General features: G+C 55.4%; 23 protein-coding genes. 12 read left to right on the top strand and 11 right to left on the bottom strand.

The window, feature by feature from the left end; all coding sequences use genetic code 11:
* Window positions 1-38 precede the first annotated feature (38 nt).
* The 5 genes from AK59_RS0110540 (at window position 39) to ghrB (ending at window position 5,248) form a co-directional block, all read left to right on the top strand.
* Window positions 39-1,055, top strand: coding sequence for a LacI family DNA-binding transcriptional regulator (locus tag AK59_RS0110540; RefSeq protein WP_013094979.1), 1,017 nt, complete (start codon window positions 39-41; stop codon window positions 1,053-1,055).
* 104 nt (window positions 1,056-1,159) lie between these two features.
* Entirely contained in the window at window positions 1,160-1,909 is a 750-nt protein-coding gene (locus tag AK59_RS0110535; RefSeq protein ID WP_029882718.1) for a sugar phosphate isomerase/epimerase family protein, read from the top strand.
* Window positions 1,910-1,912: 3 nt separating this feature from the next.
* The gene (locus tag AK59_RS0110530) at window positions 1,913-2,851 is read left to right on the top strand and encodes a sugar kinase (protein ID WP_029882717.1); all 939 of its coding nucleotides are present in this window, start codon (window positions 1,913-1,915) and stop codon (window positions 2,849-2,851) included.
* 115 nt (window positions 2,852-2,966) lie between these two features.
* The gene (locus tag AK59_RS0110525; protein WP_013094976.1) at window positions 2,967-4,247 is read left to right on the top strand and encodes an MFS transporter; all 1,281 of its coding nucleotides are present in this window, start codon (window positions 2,967-2,969) and stop codon (window positions 4,245-4,247) included.
* A gap of 26 nt (window positions 4,248-4,273) precedes the next feature.
* A complete protein-coding gene (gene ghrB / locus AK59_RS0110520) occupies window positions 4,274-5,248 on the top strand; it encodes a glyoxylate/hydroxypyruvate reductase GhrB (protein ID WP_029882716.1) in 975 nt (324 codons plus the stop codon).
* Window positions 5,249-5,306: 58 nt separating this feature from the next.
* Here the strand turns inward: ghrB and cspE are convergent, their stop codons facing one another.
* Both cspE and AK59_RS0110510 read right to left on the bottom strand, forming a co-directional pair.
* Window positions 5,307-5,519 carry a transcription antiterminator/RNA stability regulator CspE gene (gene cspE, locus AK59_RS0110515; RefSeq protein WP_003860775.1) on the bottom strand — a complete coding sequence of 71 codons (213 nt, stop codon included), beginning with the start codon at window positions 5,517-5,519 and terminating at the stop codon, window positions 5,307-5,309.
* 245 nt (window positions 5,520-5,764) lie between these two features.
* The gene (locus tag AK59_RS0110510) at window positions 5,765-6,475 is read right to left on the bottom strand and encodes a DUF3053 domain-containing protein (RefSeq protein WP_013094974.1); all 711 of its coding nucleotides are present in this window, start codon (window positions 6,473-6,475) and stop codon (window positions 5,765-5,767) included.
* A 331-nt stretch (window positions 6,476-6,806) separates the two neighbouring features.
* Between AK59_RS0110510 and AK59_RS0110505 the strand changes: the two genes are divergently transcribed.
* A complete protein-coding gene (locus AK59_RS0110505; protein WP_013094972.1) occupies window positions 6,807-7,094 on the top strand; it encodes an HTH-type transcriptional regulator in 288 nt (95 codons plus the stop codon).
* 46 nt (window positions 7,095-7,140) lie between these two features.
* On the opposite strand, the gene AK59_RS0110500 is transcribed toward AK59_RS0110505, so the two are convergent.
* From AK59_RS0110500 to AK59_RS0110485, 4 genes are all read right to left on the bottom strand, one after another.
* Window positions 7,141-8,760 (bottom strand): ABC-F family ATP-binding cassette domain-containing protein, encoded by a 1,620-nt coding sequence (locus AK59_RS0110500; protein ID WP_029882715.1) that lies wholly within the window; start codon window positions 8,758-8,760, stop codon window positions 7,141-7,143.
* 232 nt (window positions 8,761-8,992) lie between these two features.
* The gene (gene glyS, locus AK59_RS0110495) at window positions 8,993-11,062 is read right to left on the bottom strand and encodes a glycine--tRNA ligase subunit beta (protein ID WP_013094970.1); all 2,070 of its coding nucleotides are present in this window, start codon (window positions 11,060-11,062) and stop codon (window positions 8,993-8,995) included.
* A 9-nt stretch (window positions 11,063-11,071) separates the two neighbouring features.
* A complete protein-coding gene (glyQ, locus tag AK59_RS0110490; RefSeq protein ID WP_003860141.1) occupies window positions 11,072-11,983 on the bottom strand; it encodes a glycine--tRNA ligase subunit alpha in 912 nt (303 codons plus the stop codon).
* A gap of 160 nt (window positions 11,984-12,143) precedes the next feature.
* A complete protein-coding gene (locus AK59_RS0110485) occupies window positions 12,144-12,449 on the bottom strand; it encodes a YsaB family lipoprotein (RefSeq protein ID WP_023620070.1) in 306 nt (101 codons plus the stop codon).
* A 183-nt stretch (window positions 12,450-12,632) separates the two neighbouring features.
* On the opposite strand from AK59_RS0110485, the gene AK59_RS0110480 reads away from it, so the two are divergent.
* The gene (locus tag AK59_RS0110480) at window positions 12,633-13,628 is read left to right on the top strand and encodes an acyltransferase (protein WP_029882714.1); all 996 of its coding nucleotides are present in this window, start codon (window positions 12,633-12,635) and stop codon (window positions 13,626-13,628) included.
* Here the strand turns inward: AK59_RS0110480 and AK59_RS0110475 are convergent.
* The 4 genes from AK59_RS0110475 to xylA form a co-directional block, all read right to left on the bottom strand.
* On the bottom strand, window positions 13,621-14,541 hold the full coding sequence (locus AK59_RS0110475; protein WP_029882713.1) for a GlxA family transcriptional regulator: 921 nt from the start codon (window positions 14,539-14,541) through the stop codon (window positions 13,621-13,623). The two genes, AK59_RS0110480 and AK59_RS0110475, sit on opposite strands and share 8 nt — an antisense overlap.
* Window positions 14,541-15,080: an isochorismatase family protein gene (locus tag AK59_RS0110470; protein WP_020686540.1), complete on the bottom strand. Its 540-nt coding sequence runs from the start codon at window positions 15,078-15,080 to the stop codon at window positions 14,541-14,543. The genes AK59_RS0110475 and AK59_RS0110470 overlap by 1 nt, the downstream gene beginning before the upstream one ends.
* Before the next feature lie 103 nt (window positions 15,081-15,183).
* A complete protein-coding gene (gene xylB / locus AK59_RS0110465; protein WP_029882712.1) occupies window positions 15,184-16,638 on the bottom strand; it encodes a xylulokinase in 1,455 nt (484 codons plus the stop codon).
* A gap of 59 nt (window positions 16,639-16,697) precedes the next feature.
* Window positions 16,698-18,020: a xylose isomerase gene (gene xylA / locus AK59_RS0110460; protein WP_014830210.1), complete on the bottom strand. Its 1,323-nt coding sequence runs from the start codon at window positions 18,018-18,020 to the stop codon at window positions 16,698-16,700.
* A 370-nt stretch (window positions 18,021-18,390) separates the two neighbouring features.
* Here xylA and xylF point away from each other — a divergent pair, with 370 nt between their 5' ends.
* The 4 genes from xylF (at window position 18,391) to xylR (ending at window position 23,368) form a co-directional block, all read left to right on the top strand.
* Complete coding sequence (gene xylF, locus AK59_RS0110455; protein WP_013094963.1) at window positions 18,391-19,383, top strand: D-xylose ABC transporter substrate-binding protein; 993 nt, start codon at window positions 18,391-18,393, stop codon at window positions 19,381-19,383.
* Window positions 19,384-19,455: 72 nt separating this feature from the next.
* Window positions 19,456-20,997: a xylose ABC transporter ATP-binding protein gene (locus tag AK59_RS0110450; protein ID WP_013094962.1), complete on the top strand. Its 1,542-nt coding sequence runs from the start codon at window positions 19,456-19,458 to the stop codon at window positions 20,995-20,997.
* Window positions 20,975-22,156: a xylose ABC transporter permease XylH gene (gene xylH / locus AK59_RS0110445; protein ID WP_020686536.1), complete on the top strand. Its 1,182-nt coding sequence runs from the start codon at window positions 20,975-20,977 to the stop codon at window positions 22,154-22,156. Before AK59_RS0110450 ends, xylH begins: the two co-directional genes overlap by 23 nt.
* A 33-nt stretch (window positions 22,157-22,189) precedes the next feature.
* Window positions 22,190-23,368 carry a D-xylose utilization transcriptional activator XylR gene (gene xylR / locus AK59_RS0110440; RefSeq protein ID WP_014830205.1) on the top strand — a complete coding sequence of 393 codons (1,179 nt, stop codon included), beginning with the start codon at window positions 22,190-22,192 and terminating at the stop codon, window positions 23,366-23,368.
* A 37-nt stretch (window positions 23,369-23,405) separates the two neighbouring features.
* Here the strand turns inward: xylR and AK59_RS0110435 are convergent, their stop codons facing one another.
* On the bottom strand, window positions 23,406-24,230 hold the full coding sequence (locus tag AK59_RS0110435) for a protein bax (RefSeq protein ID WP_072007027.1): 825 nt from the start codon (window positions 24,228-24,230) through the stop codon (window positions 23,406-23,408).
* Between the two features lie 314 nt (window positions 24,231-24,544).
* On the opposite strand from AK59_RS0110435, the gene AK59_RS0110430 reads away from it, so the two are divergent.
* Window positions 24,545-26,575, top strand: coding sequence for an alpha-amylase (locus AK59_RS0110430; protein ID WP_029882710.1), 2,031 nt, complete (start codon window positions 24,545-24,547; stop codon window positions 26,573-26,575).
* Window positions 26,576-26,684 lie beyond the last annotated feature (109 nt).

The following is a 26,684-nucleotide window of genomic DNA, read 5'->3' as shown; positions in this document are numbered from 1 at the left end:
CCGCTAAGGTATTCTCACTAAAGTCAGGGAATTCAGTGATGAGCAAACCAACGCGGGCCACCATCAGCGACGTGGCGAAAGCCGCCAGAACCGGTAAAACGAGTATTTCACGCTATCTCAACGGCGAGAAACACCTGCTTTCCGATGCGCTGCTGGCACGTATTGAACAGGCCATTGCCGATCTCGACTACCGCCCCAGCATCATGGCGCGCGGACTTAAACGTGGCCGTACCCGCCTTATCGGGCTTATCATCGCCGATATTACCAACCCCTACTCGGTAAACGTGCTGAGCGGTATCGAAGCCGCCTGTCGCGAGAAAGGTTTTACCCCGCTGGTCTGTAACACCAACAACGAGGTGGACCAGGAGCTGCATTATCTCGATCTGCTGCGCAGCTACCAGGTGGAAGGTATCGTGGTCAATGCCGTGGGTATGCGCGAGGAAGGGTTAAACCGGCTGCAACAGTCTTCCCTGCCGATGGTGCTCATCGATCGTAAAATCCCGGAATTCGCCTGCGACGTTGTCGGGCTGGATAATACCCAGGCGGCCACGACTGCCACCGAACATCTGATCGAACAGGGCTTCGAAGCAATTCTGTTCCTGAGCGAGCCGCTGGGCATGGTGAATACCCGTCGCGAGCGCCTGAATGCATTTCGTGCCACCCTGGAGCGTTATCCCGGAGTGATCGCCGAAAACGCCGAAACTCCGCTTCATGAAGCCGACCAGCTCGACAATACCCTGCGTCAGTTCCACACGCGCCATCGCGGGATGCGCAAAGCTGTGATTTCGGCCAATGGGGCGCTGACGCTTCAGGTCGCCCGCTCGCTCAAACGCATTGGCCTGCACTGGGGCAGCGATATCGGCCTGCTGGGCTTCGATGAACTGGAGTGGGCAGAACTGGCCGGGGTAGGCATCACCACGCTCAAACAGCCGACCTGGCAAATCGGCTATGCCGCTGTTGAACAAGTGGTTCGGCGCATTGAAGGGATCAGCGATGCCGTACGCGAGCAGGTCTTTTCCGGCGAGCTGATTGTCCGCGGCTCCACCGCCCGTTAATTTCCCCTTGTGATGACGATCATAAATTCAACATCCTGAACTTTTCTTTGGAACCGGTTCCATCTAGCGTAATAGTATCGATGTACGTTTGATGGAGTTCCTGAATGGGCAGAAAAATAATGGTGGTCACCGCCGCGTATGGTGCGGATCAGGTGCGACAGGCTGGCGGCCAACGGGCGATGCTGCCCGTGATTGCCGGTGCGGGTGCCGACGGCGTTGAGATCCGCCGGGAGCTGTTCAACAGCGAAGAGCTACAGGCGCTGCCTGCGCTGGGTGAATCCATTGAGCTGCTGGGCCTGCTGGCGTGTTATTCCGCACCCGCCCCCCTGTTTATGCCCGACGGTGCCCTCAACCCCGACCTTCCCCGCTACCTTTCCGAAGCCAGCACGCTCAACGCGCTGTGGCTGAAGGTATCCCTGGGTCATTTCAGCGGCACCCGGCCGCTTACCGCCCTGCGCGCTTTGCTCAATGAGAGCGGCATGGCACTGGTGGTGGAAAACGACCAGACCGACTGCGGCCAGCTTGCGCCGATGCAGCGCTTCCAGGCCACCTGCCGGGAAATGGCGCTCCCCGTCACGCTGACCTTCGACATGGGTAACTGGCTGTGGGTCGGCGACTCGCCGGAAGAAGCGGCAACCCGTCTGGCTCCGGCGGTCAGCTATATCCACGTGAAAGCCGCCGTACCGCATAAAGCACAGTTCCGCGCCGTCGCGCCGGATCGCGCCGATGCGCGCTGGCTGGCTCTGCTCAGTCAGTTGCCTGCCGATGCCCCACGCGGGATCGAGTTCCCGCTGGAAGGGGCGGACTTAACCGCTGTCACCCGGCATTACGTTAACCTGCTGCGCGAGGAGTAAACCATGCACAAGACACTGGATGTGATCACTATCGGTGAAGCCATGGCGATGTTTGTCGCTACCGAAACCGGTGAGCTGAGCACGGTTGAGCACTTTATCAAACGCGTGGCAGGCGCAGAGCTGAATGTGGCAACGGGGCTGGCACGCCTCGGCCTGAAAACAGGCTGGGTCAGCCGCGTGGGTGACGACAGCTTTGGTCACTTCGTTCTTGATACGCTGAAAAAAGAGGGGATTGATGCCGCAGGCGTGACGCTCGATGGCCGCTTCCCGACCGGCTTTCAGCTTAAATCTAAAGTCGAAAATGGAACCGATCCCATCGTGGAATACTTCCGCAAAGGGTCGGCGGCAAGCCATCTCTCGGTGGAAGATTATCACGCCGACTACTTTGCGAGTGCACGCCATCTGCACCTGAGTGGTGTGGCAGCCGCGTTGTCAGCCAGCTCGTATGAGCTGCTCGATCATGCCGCGACCACCATGAAGGCTCAGGGGAAAACGATCTCTTTCGATCCTAACCTGCGCCCGGTGTTGTGGAAAAGCGAGGCGGAGATGGTCGAGAAGCTGAACCGTCTGGCATTCCAGGCGGACTGGGTTCTGCCGGGGGTGAAAGAAGGTGTGATCCTCACCGGTGAAAATACGCCGGAAGGAATTGCCGATTTTTACCTGAATAAAGGGGTAAAAGCGGTGGTACTGAAAACCGGTGCTGATGGCGCATGGTTTAAAACCGCGGATGGTGAACAGGGCGCGGTCGCGGCCGTGAAGGTTGAGAACGTAGTCGATACCGTCGGCGCGGGCGATGGCTTTGCCGTCGGGGTCATTAGCGCCCTGCTGGAAGGCAAACCGCTGCCGCAGGCCATCGCCCGGGGCAATTGGATCGGCTCGCTGGCCATTCAGGTGCAGGGCGACAGTGAAGGATTGCCGACGCGCGCGCAGCTTAACGAGTAAATCCCTTCTCCCGTGGGAGAGGGCCAGGGTGAGGGCAACGACCCGCACATATAATTAAACCACCGTGTACCCTACAGACAACGGCGGTAACCACCTCAACAACAGAGGCAAGCCTATGAACAGTTCGACCAATGCAGTAAAACGCTGGTGGTACATCATGCCAATCGTGTTTATCACGTACAGCCTGGCGTACCTTGATCGTGCCAACTTCAGTTTCGCATCCGCCGCGGGGATCACTGAAGACCTCGGGATCACCAAAGGTATTTCATCTCTGCTGGGTGCCCTTTTCTTCCTGGGCTACTTCTTCTTCCAGATCCCCGGCGCGATCTACGCCGAACGCCGCAGCGTGCGTAAGCTGATCTTCGTCTGTCTGATCCTGTGGGGCGCCTGCGCGTCGCTTACCGGCGTGGTCAATAATATCCCTGCCCTGGCCGCTATTCGCTTTATCCTTGGGGTAGTTGAGGCGGCGGTGATGCCCGCAATGCTGATCTACATCAGCAACTGGTTTACCAAATCTGAACGTTCCCGTGCGAACACCTTCCTGATCCTCGGTAACCCGGTCACCGTACTGTGGATGTCAGTGGTGTCCGGCTACCTGATCCAGTCTTTCGGCTGGCGTGAGATGTTTATCATCGAAGGGGTGCCGGCAATCATCTGGGCCTTCTGCTGGTGGGTGCTGGTAAAAGATAAGCCTGCTCAGGCGAAATGGCTCTCCGAAGATGAAAAAGCCGCACTGCAGGCGCAGCTGGATAAAGAGCAGCAAGGGCTGAAGGCGGTGCGTAACTATGGCGAAGCCTTCCGCTCCCGCAACGTGATCCTGCTGTGCGCGCAGTATTTTACCTGGAGTATCGGCGTGTACGGTTTCGTACTGTGGTTGCCGTCAATTATCCGCAGCGGCGGGGAAAATCTCGGTATGGTGGAAGTCGGCTGGCTCTCCTCCGTGCCCTATCTGGCGGCAACTATCGCGATGATCATCGTCTCCTGGGCATCGGACAAACTGCAAAATCGTAAGCTGTTTGTCTGGCCACTGCTGCTGATCGCTGCCTTTGCTTTCATCGGCTCCTGGGCCGTGGGCGCAAACCACTTCTGGGTCTCCTATACGCTGCTGGTGATTGCCGGTGCGGCGATGTACGCCCCGTATGGTCCCTTCTTCGCCATCATCCCGGAGATGCTGCCGCGTAATGTGGCAGGCGGCGCGATGGCACTGATTAACAGTATGGGTGCGCTCGGTTCGTTCTGCGGCTCCTGGTTCGTCGGTTACCTGAACGGTGCAACCGGCAGCCCGTCAGCCTCATACATCTTTATGGGAGTGGCGCTTTTCGCCTCAGTATGGCTTACTCTGATTGTTAAGCCTGCTAATAATCAACAACTCCCCGTCGGCGCACGCCACGCCTGAATCATTAAAAATCAACGGAGATAAGCATGAAGCCGTCCGTCATTTTGTATAAAGCACTGCCTGATGATCTGCAAAAACGCCTGGAAGAACACTTCGCCGTCACGCAGGTGAAGAACCTAAGCCCGGAGACGGTGGCACAACACGCCGGGGCGTTCGCCCGGGCCGAAGGCCTGCTGGGTTCAAGCGAAAAAGTGGATGTCGCGTTGCTGGAAAAAATGCCGAAGCTTCGTGCTACCTCAACCGTTTCCGTGGGTTACGACAATTTTGACGTGGACGCCCTCAACGCGCGCAACATCCTGCTGATGCATACGCCACATGCCCTGACGGAGACGGTGGCCGACACGCTGATGGCGCTGATGCTCAGCACTGCCCGCCGCGTGGTGGAGGTGGCCGATCGCGTCAAAGCGGGCGAGTGGACAAAAAGCATCGGCCCGGACTGGTTCGGTGTGGATGTTCATGGCAAAACGCTGGGGATTGTTGGCATGGGCCGGATCGGCATGGCGCTGGCGCAGCGTGCGCATTTCGGTTTTAACATGCCGATTCTGTATAACGCACGTCGCCATCACAGCGAAGCCGAAGAACGCTTCAACGCCCGCTATTGCGAGTTGGATACGCTGTTGCAGGAAGCGGATTTTGTCTGTCTGATCCTGCCTCTGACGGACGAAACCCGGCATCTGATTGGCAAAGTGGCGTTTGAAAAGATGAAGAAATCCGCCATTTTCATCAACGCGGGTCGTGGCCCGGTCGTGGATGAGAAGGCGTTAATTGAGGCGCTGCAAAACGGTGAGATCCATGCGGCCGGTCTGGACGTGTTTGAACAGGAGCCGCTGCCGGTGGATTCGCCGCTGCTTTCGCTGCCTAACGTGGTCGCGCTGCCCCATATTGGTTCTGCGACGCACGAGACGCGTTACAACATGGCGGCCACCGCGGTGGATAATCTGATCGCCGCGCTGAACGGAAACGTGGAGAAAAACTGCGTCAATCCACAGGTTCAACAGTAGAAACGAAAAAACCCGCCAGAAGGCGGGTTTTTAAATTCTTTGCTACTGGGTTGGAAGCTTACAGGCTTACAACGTTACCAGCTGCTGGGCCTTTAGCGCCGCTTTCGATGGTGAAGGACACTTTCTGACCTTCGTCCAGAGATTTGTAGCCATCGTTCTGGATAGCAGAGAAGTGTACGAACACGTCTTTAGAGCCATCGTCAGGAGTGATGAAGCCGAAACCTTTATCAGCGTTGAACCATTTTACCAGACCAGTCATTTTAGCAGACATAGAATTACCTTAATTAACAAATATATTGTGCCTTCCGGCTTGATGGGTTGCGTTACAGATTTTTAAGCGATGAAGGAAGGGTCACTACGAAGGGTATCTATGGATAACAATCTGGACTGCTTTACTAAACTGCTTTAGGTCTGTGTAACAAACCGACGCGAACAGTTATACCGATGTGGTAGAGGAATGACAAGCGTTATTTTAGTCATATGTAAAAAACCCCGCCTGAAGCGGGGTTTTTCTGTTTATTCTGTGGCAGCGACGGCTGCGCTCCACGCCTGACTAAAGGCCTGGTGCTGGGAGGCCAGCGGCCCAATCAGCGTATTGTACTGACTCGCCTGCTGCGAGGTTGGGAACTGAATACCGTTGGCAACAAAGCTCACCTGCGTTCCCTGCTGGGAGATAAAATCCCCTACCTGAACCAGCTGCTGCGTGAAGATCTGCGCGGCGGGGATCAGCGGTTGCAGGGCATCCGAAGGTTTGGTCACCACTTTCTCATACACTTTGTCGAAGACCGGTTTGAGATCGTCGCCCTGTTTCAGCGCGGAACGTGACGCGTCAGCCTGCATTTTCGCGTTCTGCAATTGCTGGCTCAGCACGCCGAGCGCACCGTTAGACTGGCGAAGCGGTTCACGTTGGGTGACATAATCCTGCGGGACACGGATGGCGTTAACGCTATCCACAACCGGACGAATGCCGGAGTCCATCGCCTGGCTTACCTGCTGTGAATAACCATACAGAATGGCGTAATCAGACACGAAGGGGCCAAACTGTTTTTTCTGATCCGCAGTCAGCGTCGGCAAACGCTCGCCGCTGCGCATCACTGTATTCTGCAGAAAATCGATAAACGCTTTGCGCTGATCGCCTTCTTTATCAAAACACCCACTCAGGCTAACAACCATCAACAACGCCGCAATAGGCGCAAACCAGCGAGAGCAGGACTTTCCTGTCGCCATTTCATTACTCCTTTCACCCAAAAAAGCGCACATCGGCACACGCGTGCCCAACGCTGACAAGGATAGTCCAGGTCAGCGCTGCAAGATACTCTTTTCATGCAAAACGGCTATTGCCATTTTATTTCTTACTCTTTACAAAAAAATACCTGGCGAAGCCGACATATGGTTAATCAGGTAATTAGCATAACTATCCGCATAGCTGAAACGGATAAAGCGATCGTTACCGCACGATTAATCACAAGCGTGATGATCCTTCGTTTGTATTAGGGACTATTCTTAATGGGCTCTCTGATGTTCTTGATCCCGGTGTGTGATTTAAGAGGAGTTCTCAATGGAATATAAAGATCCTGAGTTTGAGCTGCTGAGCAGCCTGGAACAGATTATTTTTAAAGATGTACCGCAGACAGTGACCCTGCAACAGAAATCCAATCCCTTTACAGAATATGAGCAATTGCGCAAAGGGACAGGTTTAAAAACAGATGAATTCGCCAGAGCGATGGGTGTCAGCGTAGCGATGGTGCTGGAGTGGGAGTCGAAACGAGAGAAACCCACGCCAACCGAGTTAAAGCTGATGCGCCTGATTCAGGCCAACCCTGCACTCAGCAAACAGATAGCGTGATGCAGTACCGTGAATTACCGCCCCCGCCTTTGCGGGGGTTTGTGTTTTAAAGGCCTTCACAACGCCAGCCCGTCTCCTCCCACACCAGTTCATGCGTTAACGCCAACCCTTGCAGAAAGCTTTCATCATGGGACACCACCAGCAGTGCTCCGGGGAAACCGGCCAGCGCCGCTTCAATCGCCTGGACCGATGCCAGGTCCAGATGGTTGGTCGGTTCATCAAGCAGTAAAAGCTGCGTGGCATGCTCGCGCCACAACACGCAGGCCAGGGCGGCTTTCAGACGCTCACCTCCGCTCAACTCTGCCAGCGGCAGTGAGACTTTATCTGCCCCCAGTTGAAGCTGTGCCAGGCGGGTACGCAACATCCCCTCTTCCAGCGGCGTATTGCTCAGATTGAGATGAGCCATCACCGACTGCGTCAGATCCAGCTGCGACAGGTGCTGATCGAGATACGCACACGTCACCGATACCTTACAACTGCCTGCACGGGGTGCGGTTTCACCGAGAATGACTTTTAACAGCGTTGATTTACCGCAGCCATTGGGCCCCCTGAGCGCCACGCGCATCGGGCCGTCCATCCGCCAGTTCATTGGTGGAAGTGAAACATGCGGCAATTGCAGTGCCTCCAGCACCAGCACCTGTTTTCCCTCAGCAATCTGGCTTCCCGGCAGGGTAAACATGATCGGGGCGTCTTCTTCAACCCGTTCCCGCGCCTTGTTTACCGCGGCATTCAGCACATCGTTTTGATCGCTGTGCTGTTTTTTCCACGAGCCGATACGCTCTTTTGCCGCCGCTTTATATTTGACCCGCTCAAACGACGCGATATTCAGGGTATCGACCGTGCGTATGGTCTTCGCCGAACGCCGCTGGCTGTCATCATGCTCTTTTTGCATTCGCGCGCGGGTGCGTTTGCGCTCCGTTGCCGCATGCTCCAGCGCCGCGCGGGCAGCCTGCTGTTCGGCATCCCGTTGCTGTTTATAGTCTGCATAATTGCCGCCGTAGCTGCGCAGCCCGGAGGGGCTCAGTTCAAGAATACGTGGCACCTGCGCCAGTAACTCACGATCGTGAGAGGCAACCAGCACGCCGCCCTGATAACGGCGCAACTGGTCGTAAAACCACGCCCGGCCTTGTCGATCCAGATGGTTGGTGGGTTCATCCAGCAACAGGAAATCCGCCTCAGCCGTAAATGCACCGCACAGCAGGGCACGGATCCGCTCGCCACCGCTGAATTCGGCGGCAGGTTTATCGGGGTCTAACGGTGGCAGTTTCGCCTGGAGAAACGCCTCGTTCAGGCGTTCTGCTAAATCCCAGTAGCCGTCGAGCATCTCCAGATCGTCAGGCTGGTAATCGCCGCGATCGATGCGCTTACGCGCTGCAAAAATCGCGTCATAACCAAGCAGTTCAGCAAGCGTTGCCTGTGGGGAGATATCCTGCTGTTGTGCCACATAGACATGTGAGGCAAAACGCTCAATATGACCACTGGCAGGTTCATCCAGCCTCGCCAGCATGCGCAGCAGACGCGTTTTCCCGCTGCCATTACGACCAACCAGCGCACACAGGGATGTCTCCAGAGAGAGGTTCAGCGGGCCAAAAAGAATATCGCCCGTCGCAAACTGACAGGTGACCTGATGCAAAATAAAAGAAGGGGACTGCGCAAAATGAGCCATAAGCACTCCTGAATGAAATCAAAACATCCCCTGCCGACGCGGTCGCGTTTAGCAAGGATCGAAATTCATCAGTCGTGTTTGTTCATTTTCGGAATGCGCTCCTGAGGGAGAAAGTTAACGCCGATAAGGATAGCGGTAATATGTTGACCATTTCAAGATTAAATTTTCACCCGCACGCCATAAAAAAACCCGCCGAAGCGGGTTTTTAGCCTGTACATGCCCGGCGGGCACATTACTGCAGCAGCGAGATATCCGCCACGCGCAGGAACAGCTCGCGCAGTTTTTCGAGCATAGAGAGACGGTTAATACGCAGATCTTTATCTTCCACGTTGACCATCACTTTTTCGAAGAAGGCGTCGATAACGTCACGCAGTTCCGCCAGTTCTACCAGCGCTTCCTGATAACGGCCTTCTGCGAAGTATGGCTCCAGCTTGTCACGCAGCACCACAACCTGCATCGCCAGGGCGATCTCTTCCGGCTCTTTCAGCGTCGCGGCGTTCACACGCTCGTTCAGCGTTTCGTCAGATTTCGCCAGAATGTTGGAGACACGCTTGTTCGCCGCCGCCAGGGCAGATGCCGCTTCAAGCGTACGGAAGTGAGAAACCGCCTTCATACGCGCATCGAAGTCAGCCGGACGCGTTGGACGACGCGCCAGCACCGCCTGAATGGTATCCACGGTGTAACCTTCGTCCTGATACCACGCGCGGAAGCGACCGAGCATAAAGTCGATCACGTCATCCACCACGTTGGCATTGGTCAGCTTGTCACCGTACAGACGCACCGCTTCTTCAGTCAGAGTCTGCAGATCGAGGTTCAGGTTCTTCTCAACGATGATACGCAGCACGCCCAGCGCCGCACGACGCAGCGCGAACGGGTCTTTGTCGCCTTTTGGATGCTGGCCGATACCGAAGATCCCCGCCAGGGTATCCATTTTATCGGCAATCGCGACCGCACAGGCAACCGGGTTAGACGGCAGTTCATCGCCAGCAAAGCGCGGCTGATACTGTTCGTTCAGGGCAACCGCCACATCTTCCGCTTCGCCATCGTGACGCGCGTAGTGCATACCCATAACGCCCTGGGTGTCGGTAAACTCGAACACCATGTTGGTCATCAGGTCGCACTTGGAGAGCAGACCCGCACGGGTGGCATGGTTAACGTCCGCGCCAATTTCACGGGCGATCCAGCCGGACAGCTCCGCGATACGGTCGGTCTTGTCGCGCAGCGTACCCAGCTGCTGCTGGAACAGCACGGTCTGCAGGCGCGGCAGGTTATCTTCCAGACGTTTTTTACGGTCGGTATTGAAGAAGAACTCCGCATCCGCCAGACGTGGACGCACCACTTTCTCGTTACCGGAGATAATCTGCTGCGGATCTTTCGATTCGATGTTCGCCACGAAGATAAAGTTTGGCAGCAGCTTGCCGTCGTTGGCATAAACCGGGAAGTATTTCTGGTCACCCTTCATGGTGTATACCAGCGCTTCTGCCGGAACCGCGAGGAATTTCTCTTCGAACTTCGCGGTCAGCACAACCGGCCATTCCACCAGCGAGGTGACCTCTTCCAGCAGGCTGTCGCTCAGGTCAGCGTTACCGCCAATCTTGCGCGCCGCCTCTTCAGCGTCGGCTTTGATTTTGGCTTTACGCTGTTCGTAGTCAGCAATGACTTTACCGCGCTCCAGCAGGATCTGCGGATACTGGTCGGCATTGTCGATGGTGAACTCTGGCTCGCCCATAAAGCGGTGGCCGCGAATGACGCGATCGGACGCGACGCCCAGAATGGTTGCCGGAATAACGGTGTCGCCCAGCAGCAGGGTCACGGTGTGTACCGGACGCACGAAGTGAACGTCGGACGCACCCCAGCGCATCAGCTTAGGAATGGGTAGCTTAGCCAGCGAAGTGGCGATCATGTTTGGCAGCAGTGCTTCGGCGCGTTCACCTTTTACGTGAGCGCGATACAGCAGCCATTCGCCTTTGTCAGTGGTCAGACGCTCGGCCTGGTCAACGGTAATACCGCAACCGCGCGCCCAGCCTTCTGCCGCTTTGCTTGGCTTGCCTTCCGCGTCGAACGCCTGGGCAATCGCCGGGCCACGTTTTTCCACTTCACGATCCGGCTGGGATGCCGCCAGGTTCGCCACTTTCAGCGCCAGACGACGCGGAGCAGCAAACCACTCAATTTTACCGTGCGCCAGGCCAGCGTTATCCAGCTCGGCAGTCACGTTCGCAGCAAAAGATTCAGCCAGGCTGCGCAGGGCTTTTGGTGGCAGCTCTTCGGTGCCAATTTCCACCAGGAAAGTTTTCTCAGACATGGCCGCCTCTTATTTGTTTCGGTTGCACATCGGGAAGCCAAGGGCTTCACGGGACGCGTAGTAAGCTTCTGCAACGGCTTTGGTCAGGGTACGAATACGCAGAATGTAGCGCTGACGTTCAGTCACGGAGATCGCTTTGCGGGCGTCCAGCAGGTTGAAGCTGTGGGCGGCCTTCAGAATACGCTCGTAGGCAGGCAGCGGCAGCGGAGTCTCCAGCGCCAGCAGCTGCTGCGCTTCTTTCTCGTACTGCTCGAAGCAGGTGAACAGGAAGTCCACGTCCGCGTATTCGAAGTTATAGGTGGATTGCTCCACTTCGTTCTGATGGAACACGTCGCCGTAAGTGGTTTTACCCAGCGGGCCGTCGCTCCAGACCAGGTCGTAAACGCTGTCTACGCCCTGAATGTACATTGCCAGACGTTCCAGACCATAGGTGATTTCACCGGTGATCGGCTTACATTCCAGACCGCCAACCTGCTGGAAGTAGGTAAACTGGGTCACTTCCATGCCGTTCAGCCACACTTCCCAACCCAGACCCCAGGCACCCAGCGTTGGGTTTTCCCAGTTATCTTCCACGAAACGAATGTCGTGAATGGTCGGATCCATACCCAGCTCTTTCAGTGACCCAAGGTACAGTTCCTGAATATTGTCTGGCGATGGCTTAATGACCACCTGGAACTGATAGTAGTGCTGCAGACGGTTTGGGTTTTCGCCGTAACGGCCATCGGTCGGACGACGGGAAGGCTGCACATAAGCAGTCGCCATTGGCTCTGGCCCCAACGCGCGTAAGCTGGTCATCGGGTGTGAGGTGCCTGCGCCGACTTCCATGTCCAAAGGTTGAACAATGGTGCAGCCCTGGCGAGCCCAGTAATCCTGTAAGGTCAGGATCAGGCCCTGGAAGGTCTTGGTATCAAACTTTTGCATAGTATTTCGTGCTGGATACGTGTGGTTTTAAATGGAAGGGACCAGTATACCCGCTGGCTGCAAGATATACAGTACGAAACGGGGTTGTTTAGGGAAAATTGGGAAATAAGCGTTCGAGCCAGAACGCGTCGAGCGTCTGGCTGTCGATTATGCGAGCAGATTAGCGCATGGAGAGATGTAAAAACTGGCCGTCCGCATCAAACGAGCAGACAAAGCCCTCTTTACGAGAGGTATGGCCCCGAAGCTCATAGCTGCCCTGAAAACGCTCAAAGCCGGTGACATCAATTTTCTGGGTATCCAGGTTATAGCGGTGAGCCGCCTGATCTTTACACAGCTGTTCCATATTCAACGAACGTTCCGGGCTCATTTTGCCCTGCTGCGCTTTTTGCGCAGGTGCTTCCTGAGGCGTACTGCATCCGGCCAGTACCACCAGCAGAAAGAGTGACCCCACACGCTTCATCATCATTTTTATTACCGACCCGGTCAGTGGCTGTTATTTTTAGTAGCAAAGCTTTTATAGATTACGGTCTGGCATTCTGCGAATCTCGCGATGGCCAGACAAGTCCGCGATATAAAACTCAGATTTTTCCAAGGAAAGACTTTTACACAATAGCAGTCACACTCTATTTACAGGGAAAAAGAGGAACTGATGCAGTCAAAAATTAGCTGGATTGATAATCTGCGAGGAATAGCGTGTCTGATGGTGGTGATGATCCACACGACGACCTGGTATGTTACGAACGCACACAGTATCAGCCCTGTTAACTGGGATGTCGCGAATATTCTCAACTCCGCGTCGCGTGTCAGCGTTCCGCTGTTCTTTATGATTTCCGGCTTTCTCTTTTTTGGCGAGCGTAGCGCACAACCGCGACATTTTATTCGTATCGCCGCGTGTCTCGGGTTTTATAGCGCCGTCGCGCTGATTTACATCACGCTGTTTACCTCCATTAGCCCCGGCCTGTCACTCAAATATCTGCTGCAAAAGCCGGTGTTTTACCACCTGTGGTTTTTCTTCGCCATTATCGTTATCTACCTGGTATCACCGTTGATTCAGGTAAAAAACGTCAGCGGAAAGATGCTTCTGGCGCTGATGGTGGTGATAGGAATCATCGCCAATCCGAATACCGTCTCACAGAAAATCGACGGTTTTGAGTGGCTACCGGTAAACCTCTACATCAATGGCGATACGTTTTACTACGTGCTCTACGGCATGCTGGGGCGCGCCATCGGGATGATGGATACCCAAAAGCGGGGTATCAGCTGGCTATGTGGCGCGTTGTTTATCATCGGGGTGATTATCATTTCACGCGGGACGCTGCATGAGCTGCAATGGCGCGGCAATTTTGCCGATACATGGTACCTGTACTGCGGGCCGATGGTCTTCATTTGTGCCGTTTCCCTGCTGACGCTCGTTAAAAACACCCTGAACGCGCGCCCTCTTCCCGTGCTGGGTTTTATCTCGCGGCACTCGCTGGGGATTTATGGTTTTCACGCGCTGGTGATCCACGCACTACGCACGAGAGGCGTCGAACTCAAAAGCTGGCCAGTGCTGGATATCGTCTGGATTTTCTCCGCCACACTGGTCGTGAGCCTGTTGCTGTCGATGCTGCTACAGAAGCTAGACACCCGCCGCTTCGTCAGTTAACGACGCGCTGTCGGGCCCGATGAAACTGGCGCGGGGAGGAAAACCCTGCCGCCAGTGAGGCCTGCTCCACGCCGCGCCCCTGCAATAGCCATTGCTCCGCCACCGCCAGACGCAGCTGTTCCAGGTAATCGCGAACGCTTATCCCCAAATGCGTCTGGAAAAGACGGGTTAAATGGCGCGGGCTGACATGCGCCAGCGCGGCAATATCCGGCACGTTCCACGCTTTTTGCGGGTCTGCGGTTAGCGCATCCTGAGCACGGTGGATAGCCGGATGAAGATGATTGCGATAGCGTAACCATGGCGATAGCTGCGGATCGTCCCCGGACCGGCGGAACCAGACCACCATCTCGCGTGCCACGGCCAGCGCCTTTTCTGGCCCGCACAGACGGTTAATCATATGCAGCGCCAGGTCGATACCCGAGGTGATCCCTGCGCTGGTCCAGACATTCTCATCCTGCACGAATATCCGGTTCTCTTTGATCGTCGCCGTGGGGGCGGCAACGCGTAAACGGCCGATAACCTCATGATGCGTTGTGCACTGCCGGTTGTTCAGCAGCCCTGATTTTGCTGCCAGCAAAGCCCCTGAGCAGACGCACATCACGGTGATATCCTGACGCTGAATAGCTGGCTGCAGGCGCATCATCCAGTGCTGGATCTGCATCGCCTGCGGCGTAGAAAACTGAACGCGGGAGTCGCTTACACCAGGCAGAACCAGCAGGCTCCCTTCCGGAAGCCTTTCCGGTAATGGCGCGATACCGCTCATCATCAAACCAATCGACGTTTGCACCTCAGGTTGCGGACCAATGTAATGCAGACGAAACGCATCGCCTGCCAGGACAAAGGTTTCTGCCGGGCCAGTCATGTCTAATGACAACACCCCGGGCAACATAACGAACCAAACGTCGATGCGCATTACAGTGACTCCAGCGTCTCCGCTACCGTTTTAATCGCGGCAAATCGCCCTGACAGTACCGTTTCGGTACGATGACGAATTTCCGCAGCGCTAAGGGTTACGCCCTTGTACGTCATAGGAAACGTGAGCATTGCCTCGCTAACAAAGGTCACAGCATAACCCAGATCGGATGCCACCCGTGCGGTGGTTTCGCAGCACTGTTCAGTACGAATACCGCATAGGATCAGCTGGTTGATATCACGCTCGCGCAGCCAGCGATCCAGGCCCGTATCCGTGAAGGCATTATGAACATGTTTCTGGAAAACCACATCCGGCTGATGACGTAAAAAGGCCATCGGTTTGACATAGCCGCTTTGCAGTGAGAAAGGGCCTTTTTCATCCACATGGAAAATATCAACGACGGGAATACCGCGAGACTGACAGCCTTCTGTCAGCCCCAGCATTGCCTGCTGAAAGGCCGGAACATCTTGCTCCTGCCAGTAATCGCGGTGATGAAAAGACTGTTGGGTATCGATGTTGATTAATGCAATACGTGACATGATGGTGCTCCTCGCCAGTGGGTATAAATACATACTGGCGAGGAAACAGGCACGCGGACAGACCAAAAAAGGACATCCTCGTGCCTCTGACAGACAATCACGCTTATGACATCAGCGGCAGCAACTGCTGATAAATTTTGCGGAACACATCGCGCCTTTCAGCATATCGCGCGTGGCGAGTTGCGTCGGGCAGATGAGCCTGTTCCAGCGTGAGCTGCGGCAACAGTTGCGAAAGCGGTTTTTCCGGGTTCATGGCTATCTGCGCCAGCCGCGCAGCACCAAGCGCCGGGCCCACATCGCCCCCGGTACGATAGTCCAGCTGCAATCCACTGATATCAGAGAGCATCTGGCGCCAGTAGCTGCTGCGTGCGCCGCCGCCGATCAGGGTGATGCTTGCTGGTTTCAGGCCGCAGTCATGGACCACGTCCATTCCATCCGCCAGCGCATAGCCCACGCCTTCCAGAACCGCACGCGCCAGTTCCGCAGGACCGTGCTGATGGGTTAAGCCAAAAAATACCCCTTTCGCTTCCGGGTTGTTGTGCGGCGTACGCTCACCGGAGAGATACGGTAAAAACCAGACGGTACCAGCGTTTTCATCCGCCTGCTGTGCTGCGGTAATCAATGCCGGAACATCGGCCATCCCGGTCAGCTTCGCCGCCCAGTCCAGGCAAGAAGCTGCACTGAGCATCACCGACATCAAATGCCATTTTCCTGGCAGCGCATGGCAAAAACTGTGCACCGCACTTTCCGGGTTGCTGCGATATCCGTCGCTGACGGCAAAATAGACGCCAGAGGTGCCGAGAGACAGCATGGCCTGGCCCGCATCAACCATGCCGACACCCACGGCGCCCGCCGCGTTATCCCCGCCGCCAGCCACCACCGGCACAGCAGGCATGTTCCAGCGTTCCGCAACGGCGGACTGTAAGGTGCCGGTAATTTCGCTGCCTTCAAAGAGTGCGGGCATATGCTCACGGGTGAGATAACAGGCATCCAGCATCGCCTCGCTCCAGTCGCGTTTCGCCACGTCGAGCCACATGGTGCCAGCGGCGTCGGACATGTCGCTGGCAAAATCCCCCGTCATGCGAAAACGCAGATAATCTTTTGGCAGTAAGACCTTCGCCACCTGACGGAAAATCTCCGGCTCATGGCGTTGCACCCAGAGAAGCTTCGGCGCGGTGAAGCCGGGCATCATAAGGTTGCCGGTGATGTCACGGGACGCAGGCACTCGCTCTTCAAGGAGCGCGCACTCTTCCGCACAGCGGCCATCGTTCCAGAGGATCGCAGGGCGCAGCACACGATGCTGGCTGTCCAGCAGCGTAGCGCCGTGCATCTGTCCAGCGATACCCAGCGCGGTGACCTCACGCAAACTGTGCTGTTCACCTAACCCCTTGATTGCGCGATCCGTCGCTTGCCACCACTGCTCCGGATCCTGTTCCGACCATAACGGATGCGGACGCGAAACCTGCAGTTTTTCAGTCTGCGTTGCCAACACGTCACCCTGCTCGCTTAAGAGGATGGCTTTCACACCCGATGTGCCAAGATCAATCCCGATATACATTGTGGTGGCTCCTTTGACAGAAATGCCCGGTGGCGCTTCCGCTTACCGGGCCTATGTTTTTACTTGTCGAACAAATAGTGATTGACCAGATTTTCCAGCAGTTCCTGGTGTCCGCTCTGATGCTGCGGCGCCAGCTGATGTTGTTCAGCGTACTTCGCGATTTCTGCAAGCGATAACTGGCCTTTCAAAATTTGCTGGCCCAGCTCACTGTTCCAGCCGCTATAACGCTTCGCGACACGTTTATCCAGCTCACCGTCTTCAATCATGCGCGCAGCGACTTTTAGCGCCAGCGCCATGGTATCCATCGCGCCAATGTGGCCGTAGAACAGATCGTATTTATCGGTGCTCTGACGACGCACTTTGGCGTCAAAGTTCAGGCCGCCGGTAGTGAAACCACCCGCTTTGATGATTTCATACATCACCAGCGCATTCTCTTCCACGCTGTTCGGGAACTGGTCAGTATCCCAGCCCAGCTGCGCATCACCACGGTTAGCATCGACCGAGCCGAAGATACCCAGCGCAATGGCAGACGCAATTTCGTGATGGAAAGAGTGACCCGCCAGGGTGGCATGGTTGGCTTCAATGTTAACTTTAATCTCTTTTTCCAGGCCGAACTGCTTCAGGAAGCCGTACACGGTCGCGACGTCGTAATCGTACTGGTGCTTGGTTGGTTCCTGTGGCTTCGGTTCAATCAGCAGCGTGCCGCGGAAACCGATTTTATGCTTATGCTCAACCACCATCTGCATGAAGCGGCCAATCTGCTCGCGCTCCTGACGCAGATCGGTATTCAGCAGGGTTTCATAACCCTCACGGCCGCCCCACAGAACATAATTCTCGCCGCCCAACTGATGCGTGGCGTTCATTGCGGTCACGACCTGCGTGGCCGCCCAGCTAAACACTTCTGGATCCGGGTTAGTTGCTGCCCCGGCACCATAGCGAGGGTTCGTGAAGCAGTTGGCCGTGCCCCACAGCAGCTTCACGCCACTTTGCTGCTGCTTCGCCGCCAGCACATCCACCATCTGCGCAAAGTTGTTCAGGTACTCTTTCAGCGATGCGCCTTCCGGCGACACATCCACGTCATGGAAGCAGTAATACGGCACGTTCAGCTTGTGGAAGAATTCAAATGCCACATCCGCTTTGCGTTTCGCCAGCTCGATAGCCTCTCCCGGCTGTTGCCACGGACGGTCAAAGGAACCCACACCGAACATATCGGCGCCGTTCCAGCAGAAGGTATGCCAGTAACAGGCGGCAAAGCGCAGATGATCTTCCATGCGCTTACCCAGCACCAGCTCATCCGGGTTGTAGTGACGAAATGCTAAAGGATTGGTCGTTTTCGGGCCTTCGTAACGAACACGATCGAGTTGGTCGAAATAAGCTTGCATATTGAGCTCCATAATCAGGGTATGCGGCGAGTCGTTGATACAGGAGTAATAGTGAATAGACATTTTGGGTTGCTCAATTACGTTATTTCACACTGCTATTGAGAGAATGCGCAACTGTGCGCTGGCTCGCAAAATAATGTGCAAGCAAACTATTTTTCGGCGCAGATTCCATAATCAAATGTAATTAAGACCTTACGTATTTTAAAATCCGATCGCGGTCATAAATTCAGAAATAAACCAAATATCGTAATGAGAAGATAAAAATCTGTAATTGCCAGCCCGCCTTTCCGCGTTAAAAATTTGCTGCGTCTAAGCAGTGAATGTTTCTTTTATCTCAGCAACACATACCCCTACAAAAGGCCTAATAATTATGAAGATAAAGAACCTGACCCTAACGCTCTGCACTACTCTCCTCCTTGCAAGCTTTGCAGGACATGCCAAAGAGGTCAAAATTGGCATGGCGATTGACGACCTGCGTCTGGAGCGCTGGCAAAAAGATCGCGATATTTTTGTTAAAAAAGCGGAATCACTTGGCGCAAGTGTGTTTGTGCAGTCTGCAAATGGCAACGAAGAAACGCAGATGTCGCAAATTGAGAATATGATTAACCGTGGCGTTGATGTACTGGTCATTATCCCTTATAACGGCCAGGTATTAAGTAACGTCGTGAAAGAAGCGAAGCAAGAAGGGATTAAAGTTCTGGCGTATGACCGCATGATTAATAATGCGGACATTGATTATTATATTTCGTTCGACAATGAAAAAGTGGGTGAACTGCAGGCAAAAAGCCTGGTCGATAAAGTGCCGCAGGGCAATTATTTCCTGATGGGCGGCTCACCGGTGGATAACAACGCTAAACTGTTCCGCGAAGGCCAGATGAAAGTCCTCAAGCCGTATATCGACAGCGGCAAGATTAAAGTGGTTGGCGATCAGTGGGCGGACGGCTGGTTGCCTGAAAACGCGCTGAAAATTATGGAAAACGCGCTAACTGCGAATAACAACAAAATTGATGCTGTCGTCGCCTCCAACGACGCCACCGCCGGGGGGGCCATTCAGGCGCTGAGCGCGCAGGGGCTGGCCGGGAAAGTGGCCATTTCAGGCCAGGATGCGGATCTCGCCGGTGTAAAACGCATCATTGCGGGCACCCAGACCATGACGGTGTATAAGCCCATCACTGAACTGGCCAACACGGCTGCAGAGATCGCCGTAGAGCTGGGGAACGGTAAACAACCGAAAGCCGACGCGACGCTGAACAACGGTCTGAAAGATGTGCCGGCACGCCTGCTCACGCCAATTGAAGTCAATAAAGAGAACATTGACGCCACCGTTATCAAAGACGGTTTCCACAAGAAGAGTGAACTGTAACCCAGCGCAGCCCCTGCCCTGCGGGGGCGCATCGACTTGTACTGTTTTTACCTCGGGTCATGTGGAGCAGTTATGCCTTATTTACTTGAAATGAAGAGCATCACCAAGCGTTTTGGCGCGGTGAAAGCGGTCGATAACGTGAGCCTGCGGCTAAATCCTGGTGAAGTGGTTTCGCTCTGCGGCGAAAATGGTTCGGGTAAGTCGACGCTGATGAAAGTGTTGTGCGGGATCTATCCGCATGGCAGCTACGAAGGTGAAATTGTCTTTGCCGGCGAGGTCATTCAGGCCACCCACATTCGCGATACTGAACGTAAAGGTATCGCCATCATCCACCAGGAGCTGGCGCTGGTGAAGCATCTCACCGTGCTGGAGAACATTTTCCTCGGGGCCGAAATTTCGCGCCACGGCGTGCTGGATTACGACACCATGACGCTACGCTGTGAAAAACTGCTGGCGCAGGTCAGTCTGGCCATTTCGCCGGATACCCGCGTGGGAGACCTGGGTCTGGGGCAGCAACAGCTGGTTGAAATCGCTAAGGCGCTGAACAAACAGGTCAGGCTGCTGATCCTCGACGAACCCACGGCCTCTCTCACCGAACAGGAAACGGCCGTACTGCTGGATATCATCCGCGATCTGCAAAATCACGGTATCGCCTGCATCTACATTTCTCACAAACTCAACGAGGTCAAAGCCATTTCGGACACCATCTGCGTGATCCGCGATGGTCAACACATCGGCACACGCGAAGCCGAAGGCATGAGCGAGGATGACATCATCACCATGATGGTGGGCCGCGAACTGACGGCGCTCTACCCGAATGAGCCTCACACAACGGGTGATGAAGTGTTACGTGTGGAGAACCTGACCGCGTGGCACCCGGTAAATCGCCATATCAAACGCGTAAACAACATCTCCTTTTCCCTGCACCGGGGTGAAATTCTCGGTGTTGCCGGGCTCGTCGGCGCCGGACGTACTGAAGCCGTGCAGTGCCTGTTCGGCGTCTGGCCAGGGCGCTGGGAAGGCACGGTTTATATTGATGGCAAGCCGGTGAAAATCGACAACTGCCAGCAGGCAATTGCCCACGGAATTGCCATGGTGCCGGAAGACCGCAAAAAAGACGGCATCGTGCCGGTAATGGCGGTGGGTAAAAACATCACGCTCGCGGCACTCGATCAGTTCTCCGGCGCGCTGAGCAGCCTTGATGATGCCGCAGAGCAGCAGTGCATTTTGCAATCTCTCGCCCGCCTCAAAGTGAAAACATCCTCACCGGAACTGGCCATTGGACGCCTGAGCGGAGGCAACCAGCAAAAAGCCATTCTGGCGCGCTGTCTGCTCCTCAATCCACGCATCTTGATCCTGGATGAGCCGACGCGCGGCATTGATATCGGTGCGAAGTACGAAATCTACAAACTGATTAATCAGCTTGTACAGCAAGGGATCGCCGTCATTGTCATCTCCTCTGAATTACCCGAAGTGCTCGGCCTGAGCGACCGTGTGCTGGTCATGCACGAGGGCAAACTGAAAGCCAATCTGATTAACCAGAACCTGACGCAGGAGCAGGTGATGGAAGCCGCTTTAAGGAGCGAACGTCATGTCGAAAAGCAATCCGTCTGATATCAAAGTCGCTGTTCAGACGCCCGGCGCATTCGCGGGGTTAAAAGCGCTGAACCTTCAGGTATTCGTGATGATCGCGGCCATTATCGCCATCATGCTGTTTTTTACCTGGATGACCGATGGCTCCTACCTGAGCGCGCGTAACGTCTCTAACCTGCTGCGCCAGACTGCCATCACCGGCATTCTGGCCGTGGGCATGGTCTTCGTCATTATTTCGGCGGAAATCGACCTGTCGGTGGGGTCGATGATGGGCCTGCTCGGCGGCGTCGCGGCCATTTTTGACGTCTGGCTCGGCTGGCCGCTGCCGCTGACCGTGGCGGTGACGCTGGTATTAGGTCTGGTGCTGGGTGCCTGGAACGGCTGGTGGGTTGCCTACCGGAAGGTCCCGTCGTTCATTGTTACTCTGGCAGGAATGCTGGCCTTCCGCGGCGTATTGATTGGCATCACCAACGGCACCACCGTCTCTCCCACCAGCGCCGCCATGTCGCAGATTGGTCAGAGCTACCTCTCGGACAGCGTGGGCTTTACCATCGGCGTGGTCGGGCTGCTGGCGTTCGTGGCCTGGCAATGGCGTGGCCGTATGCGCCGTCAGTCGCTGGGGCTGGCCTCCTCCCCATCAACATCCGTGGTGGGACGTCAGGCACTGACTGCGGTGATCGTGCTCGGCGCGATTTGGCTCCTGAATGACTATCGCGGCGTGCCTACGCCAGTTCTCCTGCTGGCCCTCCTGCTGCTGGGCGGCATGTTTATGGCCACGCGTACCGCGTTTGGCCGCCGTATTTACGCCATCGGCGGTAACCTTGAGGCCGCCCGTCTGTCGGGCATTAACGTAGAGCGCACCAAACTGGCGGTCTTTGCCATTAACGGCCTGATGGTTGCTATCGCAGGGTTGATCCTCAGCTCGCGTCTCGGGGCGGGTTCGCCGTCTGCCGGGAACATTGCCGAGCTGGATGCTATCGCCGCCTGCGTCATTGGCGGTACCAGCCTCGCAGGCGGTGTCGGCAGCGTGGCGGGCGCGGTGATGGGGGCATTTATCATGGCTTCGTTGGATAACGGGATGAGTATGATGGACGTCCCGACGTTTTGGCAGTATATCGTCAAGGGGGCCATTCTTTTGCTGGCAGTCTGGATGGACTCTGCCACCAAGCGGCGTACCTGATAACCGTATTGTGACTTATTTGGGAAGCGAGCCATGTTTGAAAAGCGTCACCGCATTACGTTGTTATTCAATGCCAACAAAGCTTACGACCGACAGGTGGTAGAGGGCGTTGGTGAATATTTGCAGGCGTCGCAATCTGAGTGGGATATCTTTATCGAAGAGGATTTCCGCACCCGACTCGAGAACATCAAAGACTGGCTGGGCGATGGCGTCATCGCTGACTATGACGACCCGGTCATTGAGCAATTACTGACTGACGTCGACGTCCCGATTGTGGGCGTCGGCGGCTCTTACCATTCGCCCGAGCACTATCCTCCCGTCCACTATATCGCCACCGATAACCATGCGCTGGTTGAAAGCGCGTTTCTGCATTTAAAGGAGAAAGGCGTCCATCGCTTTGCGTTCTATGGTTTACCAGCCTCCAGCGGCAAGCGCTGGGCCGTTGAGCGCGAACACGCCTTTTGTCAGCTTGTCGCCCAGGAGAAGTACCGCGGCGTGGTCTATCAGGGGCTGGAAACCGCGCCGGAAAACTGGCAGCACGCGCAAAACCGTCTGGCTGACTGGCTGCAGACGCTGCCGCCGCAAACCGGCATTATTGCCGTGACGGACGCCCGTGCGCGCCATGTATTGCAGGTCTGCGAACATTTGCACATTCCGGTGCCGGAGAAGCTGTGCGTGATTGGCATCGATAACGAAGAGCTTACCCGCTACCTTTCTCGCGTGGCCCTTTCCTCAGTGGCGCAGGGCACCCGACAGATGGGGTATCAGGCCGCAAAATTACTGCATCGTCTGCTGGATAACGAATCCCTGCCGCTTCAGCGCCTGCTGGTTCCCCCGGTCCGCGTGGTAGAACGTCGCTCAACGGATTACCGCTCCTTAAACGACCCGGCAGTCATTCAGGCGATGCACTTTATCCGCAACCACGCCTGCAAAGGTATCAAGGTCGATCAGGTGCTGGATTCCGTGGGTATTTCCCGTTCAAATCTGGAGAAGCGTTTTAAAGAGGAAGTGGGCGAAACCATTCATGCGGTCATTCACGCAGAGAAGCTGGAGAAAGCGCGCAGTTTGCTCATCTCCACGTCGCTGTCGATCAACGAAATCTCGCAGATGTGCGGCTATCCGTCGCTGCAGTATTTTTATTCGGTGTTCCGTAAAGAGTATGACAACACGCCGAAAGAGTATCGGGAACGCCACAGCGAAGTCATGATGTAGAAAAGAAAACGCCTTCCAGTGGAAGGCGTTATTGGGATTACATATGGGCGGCGATAAGTCGCTGGTTATCCTGGTACATCGCAAACAGATAGTTGTTATAGCGCTGACCCTGGGTGGAATAACCTTTCAGCTTGTGGATCATCGTACTGGCCGTCACTTCCTGATCCGCTTTACGCAGCTGTGCGCGTGACTTACGGAACGACGAGTAGGCCGGATGGGTGTTCAGATTTATCACATAGGCATTTACTGAGTCTTTCACCGATTCAAACTGCGAGTACCCCTTCACCTTGCCCGGCGCATTTTTACAACGCCCCTTCACGCACTTCATGCCGAAGAGGTTGTTGTTGTTGCGCGCCAGCTTCGAGGTGCCCCAGCCACTTTCGGCTGCAGCCATTGTCGCAACCATGCTGCCCGGGATGATGTCGACACGCTCAAGGAGCGAGTTCCACGGCACACGACGGGTGTTACCGTTCCAGCTTACCTTGTAGCGCTTTGCGATATCTTTCAGGCGCGCGCGCTCAGACGGCGTCCAGCGGCTATCGTACTGTTTGGCGATCAACCAGTTACGATCTGCCGTAATCGCGGCGTTTTGACTTGTGATGTAAGGCATTACTGTCCGGAGAAACGCTTTTTTCCTTGGTGTTCCGGAAGGGTATTTTCGCAAATCAGGAAGTGAACTACTCTTTGCACTATTGCGAGAATACTCTTGTTTACTGCTAACCTTACTGCTTGTCGTCTTTATTACGTGGGCTTTCTTACTCGTTGTATCCGTGTGCGTCTTTGCAAGCACCCCACCCGAAAATGTCGTGGTGAGTAACATGAGTATCGCGGCCCCATATCGTCGAATGGGAGTCGATATCATTAGGTCTCCTGGTCGGATATAAACATTCCAACACCTTATTTTTTTCACAAATTTGAGAGCGGAATCTCAAATCATATCAAAAATAGACTTCAAGAGCACGTATAGAAATAGTCCAATTCCGAAACTATGTCACCTGAAACGTGCTCACTTAAGCATCAATTCTGAAAATTTGTGTGCGATCTCGCAGATAACTGCCTAATTTTGCGCAGGATCACTCATCCTCTCGCGTCATCCTTGTAGAAAGCGCCGGGGGATGAGTTTTTACGCCTCACCTGATGGCACACTGGTCAAAAATGCCGCGACAGGAAGATGGAATGAAACGCACCGCCGTAGCTTTTCTGATGTTACCCGCACTGGCACACGCTGACTGGTCATCGCCGGGATTTAACGCGTTCAGCGCCGAAGGCACCGGAATGTTCACCAGCCAGGCAAAGCTTGCGAAGGGTACGCGTCCTTTGACAGTGAGTTTTGACAACACGTGCTGGCAGCCAACAGAAGCGATAAAACTCAACGAGATGCTGTCGCTCAAACTGTGTGACGGCACGCCGCCGCAGTGGCGTCTGTTCCGCGACGGAGAGTACCAGATGCGTGTCGATACCCGTTCCGGCACGCCAACCCTGATGCTGACCATCAAGAGCGCAGCAGAACAACCGGTGGCAGACGTTATCCGCCAGTGCCCAAAATGGGATGGAAAACCCCTGACGCTGGAGGTGGGAAACACCTTCCCGGAAGGCTCCGTGGTGCGAGATTTCTACAGCAAACAAACCGCGACGGTGCAGCAGGGAAAAATTACCCTTCAGCCTGCCGCCAACAGCAACGGCATGCTGCTGCTTGAGCGCGCCGAAACCGACAAACCCGCGCCGTTTAGCTGGCAAAACGCTACGGTCTATTTCGTGCTGACCGACCGCTTCGTGAATGGTGACCCCACGAATGACAATAGCTATGGCCGCCACAAAGACGGCATGCAGGAGATTGGCACTTTCCACGGCGGCGATCTGAAAGGGCTTGCGAGCAAGCTTGATTATCTGCAGCAACTGGGGGTAAACGCGCTCTGGATAAGCTCCCCGCTTGAGCAGATCCACGGCTGGGTCGGCGGTGGCACTAAAGGGGATTTCCCCCACTATGCCTACCATGGCTACTACACGCAGGACTGGACCAGGCTTGATGCCAACATGGGCACCGAAGATGATTTACGTCATCTCGTCGATGAAGCGCACAAGCGCGGCATCCGCATTCTGTTCGATATCGTCATGAACCATGTGGGCTACGCAACGCTTGCCGACATGCAGGAGTACCAGTTTGGCGCACTCTATCTGCAGGGTGATGAGCTGAAGAAAACGCTGGGTGAACGCTGGACCGACTGGAAGCCGGGCACGGGACAAAGCTGGCACAGCTTTAATGATTACATCAACTTCAGCGATAAAGCCGCATGGGAAAAATGGTGGGGTAAAAAATGGATCCGCACCGATATTGGCGATTACGACAACCCGGGCTTTGACGACCTGACCATGTCACTGGCGTTTTTACCCGACCTGAAAACGGAATCCACCACGCCGTCCGGTTTGCCAAACTTCTATCAGCACAAGCCCGATACCCAGGCAAAAGCTATCCCGGGATACACCCCGCGCGATTACCTGACCCACTGGCTCAGCCAGTGGGTACGCGAGTATGGCATTGACGGTTTCCGTGTTGATACGGCAAAACACGTGGAGCTGGCGGCCTGGCAGCAGTTGAAGGACCAGGCAAGCCAGGCGCTGGCGGCCTGGAAAGGTGCTCACCCGGACAAAAAACTCGACAATGCGCCGTTCTGGATGGCGGGTGAATCCTGGGGCCACGGGGTCATGCAGAGCGATTATTACCGCCACGGCTTCGATGCGATGATTAACTTCGATTATCAGGAGCAGGCGGCAAAAGCGGTGAACTGCCTGGCCGATATCGATCTGACCTGGCAGCAGATGGCGGAAAAACTGCAAAGCTTTAACGTCCTGAGCTATCTCTCCTCGCATGACACCCGCCTGTTCCGCGAAGGGGGCCAGCGCGCGGCAGAACTGCTGCTGTTAGCGCCAGGCAGCGTACAAATCTATTATGGGGATGAATCAGAGCGTCCGTTCGGGCCGACGGGTTCCGACCCTCTGCAGGGAACACGCTCGGATATGAACTGGCAGGATGTGACGGGCAAACAGGCGTTAACCGTCGCCCACTGGCAAACGCTGGGTCAGTTCCGCGCCCGCCATCCGGCGATAGGTGAAGGCAAGCAAACCACGCTTTCGCTGAAAGAGGGGTATGGATTCGTACGTGAACATGATGGCGATAAAGTCATGGTCGTCTGGGCGGGGAACCAATAGCCCCCTCATCGCGGTTTTCTCCCTCTCCCTTAGGGCTGAGGCATCCCCAGTAATTTTTTACCGGAAGCGATGAATGTTGTTTCAGAAAAATGAATGACTTACAGCGACG

Origin of the sequence: Enterobacter sp. T1-1, from assembly GCF_000710795.1 — a bacterium.
In the GTDB taxonomy this organism is placed as follows: domain Bacteria; phylum Pseudomonadota; class Gammaproteobacteria; order Enterobacterales; family Enterobacteriaceae; genus Enterobacter; species Enterobacter cloacae.
The sequence above is the reverse complement of the archived record's forward strand: the minus strand, read 5'-3'. Positions and strand labels throughout refer to the sequence as shown.